At 62.9% G+C, this 1,883-nt stretch carries 2 protein-coding genes, 1 tRNA gene and 1 pseudogene; 3 read left to right on the top strand and 1 reads right to left on the bottom strand.

The window, feature by feature from the left end; all coding sequences use genetic code 11:
* Together JF66_RS24655 and JF66_RS25455 are read left to right on the top strand one after the other, a co-directional pair.
* Positions 1 to 295 (top strand): annotated as a pseudogene (locus JF66_RS24655) (hypothetical protein); the annotation flags it as partial.
* Positions 187 to 474 (top strand): HNH endonuclease, encoded by a 288-nt coding sequence (locus JF66_RS25455; RefSeq protein ID WP_369798071.1) that lies wholly within the window; start codon positions 187 to 189, stop codon positions 472 to 474. The pseudogene JF66_RS24655 and the gene JF66_RS25455, both read left to right, overlap by 109 nt.
* A 205-nt stretch (positions 475 to 679) precedes the next feature.
* Here the strand turns inward: JF66_RS25455 and JF66_RS18725 are convergent.
* A tRNA-Lys gene (locus JF66_RS18725) sits at positions 680 to 752 on the bottom strand.
* 122 nt (positions 753 to 874) lie between these two features.
* Here JF66_RS18725 and JF66_RS18720 point away from each other — a divergent pair.
* Positions 875 to 1,504 (top strand): hypothetical protein, encoded by a 630-nt coding sequence (locus tag JF66_RS18720; RefSeq protein ID WP_035880380.1) that lies wholly within the window; start codon positions 875 to 877, stop codon positions 1,502 to 1,504.
* Positions 1,505 to 1,883 lie beyond the last annotated feature (379 nt).

The following is a 1,883-nucleotide window of genomic DNA, read 5'->3' as shown; positions in this document are numbered from 1 at the left end:
GCTGGATGGGATCGAGCAGCCGATCTCGGCGTTCACGGCCAGGAAGATGGCCGCGGAGGCGTGTCTCATTCCGATGGTCCTCGGCGGCAAGAGTGAAGTGCTCGATTTCGGGCTCGGGAAGCGGCTCTTCACCCGGGCACAGAAGCTCGCGGCGATCGAACGAGACGGCGGGTGCGCCACCGCGGGCTGTGTCTCGACAGGCTCGACAACCGGCGGCCGCCGAGTTATGCCGAAGGCCATCACATCGTTTGGTACAAATCGCAGGACGGGCCGACGAATCAATCGAACATTTTGATGCTGTGCAGTGCTTGCCATCACAGGATTCATCGCGAAGGCTGGGAGATCATCGTCACAGACAACGTGGTCTACTTCATCCCGCCGGCCACCGTCGACCCGAAGAGAACTCCGCGACGAGGCGGACGACCCCCGGTACCGACACCGAAGGGACACGACGGCCCGCACTACACGAGCTAGACACAGCGTGCTCGTGTCGGCCTACGCGGTCTCGAGATTGACAACCTCGATCCAAGCGCTCGGTCCTCGTGCCCCGACCAGCGGGAAGGCGACAGCGACTATCCGACTCGCGCCTCAAGCGGCGGGGAGGTCTCCCGTGACGGAGGGGAGGTTTTCCCCTCCATCACAACGGCGATGACCACTTGCGCGTCACACGCGCTGAAAGTGGGCCCCGTCGGGCTCGAACCGACGACCCAAGGATTAAAAGTCCTTTGCTCTACCAACTGAGCTAGAGGCCCGCACACACCAATCTATCGTGGATTTGCGGCGCACTTTTCTGGGTAGCGTTGAGACGTGCCCAAACACTGTCCTTGAGACGCTGGATACGGCCATAATACGAGTGCAGAGGAGAGGAGAATTCATGACCGAGGACTTTCACAAGCCCACCCTGTTTTCCGGTAATAAGTTCGAAGCCTTTCAGGGCGGAGAGGACCCGGCCGCGATCAGCCGGGTCGCACACGAAACCGCCCAGGCACTCCTGACCCGGGTTCGCACGAACCCGGACCCGGACACCGTCGAGCGACTGGTCGCGTATACCGACGAGAACGGCATCGACGCGGTGGCTGAGCTCTGGTCGCGTGCCACCGCCCGCAGCCTTCCCGGAGCCCTGTGGCGCATCTACCTGATCAGGTTGCTTATTCGGCAAGACCCGGAAGGCACCGCCTACCTCTATCAGCGCGGCACGGACGTGGTGCGCACCATCGATCCGGTGGTGGCCGGCGCCGCCGTGCCCACCGGGCCCGCAGAGATCATCACGCTCGCCGACGAGATCCTGCGGGGCGTGTTCACGGGGGACTTTGCCGTCGCGCTCGATCGCGCGGCGGCGTACTGCCGTGTCACGGCCACGGGGTGCACGAGCGTTGCCGACGACCACGAGGCCACCGAGCCTCACCGCTCATCCGAGCTCACGACCCGAGCGCTGCGGTTTTCCACGACCGCGGCGGAGTTCGGTGCCTGCGCGCGTCTGTGGCGCACCGATTCCCTCGAGTAGGGCCGCTGGCGTCTGACGCTCAACCTGAGCGGATGCTGCCCGTCGGGTCCGAGCGCTTGGGATTGCCGAGGTTTCGATTACACTGGAATCTGGTCGGGCCGCAGTAATCCCGGGTTCCATTATTCGCCGCTTCGAGCGGCCTCGCGCCGAGAGGTGCTCTGCGGCCCGGCCTCTACTTTTTTGTTTACATCTTCTCTTTGCGTCAATATCCAATCCATGTGGGGCTCGGTACCGAACCCTCATCATGGAAAGGGATTGAACCTGACATGCTTGGTCTTATGACTACTGATTTCAACCTCGACGACTCGTCGGTGGAGCCTCTCTCACAAGGGGAGCTCTTGGCGCGGGTTGCCACAGGCGACCAATCAGCGTTCGGAGA

This window comes from Cryobacterium sp. MLB-32, assembly GCF_000738085.1.
Classification (GTDB): Bacteria; Actinomycetota; Actinomycetes; order Actinomycetales; family Microbacteriaceae; genus Cryobacterium.
The sequence above is the reverse complement of the archived record's forward strand: the minus strand, read 5'-3'. Positions and strand labels throughout refer to the sequence as shown.

What these genes read in the sequence shown, in the direction of transcription:
- JF66_RS18720 (WP_035880380.1), top strand. Translation starts at nt 875, where the DNA reads ATGACCGAGGACTTTCACAAGCCCACCCTGTTTTCCGGTAATAAGTTC.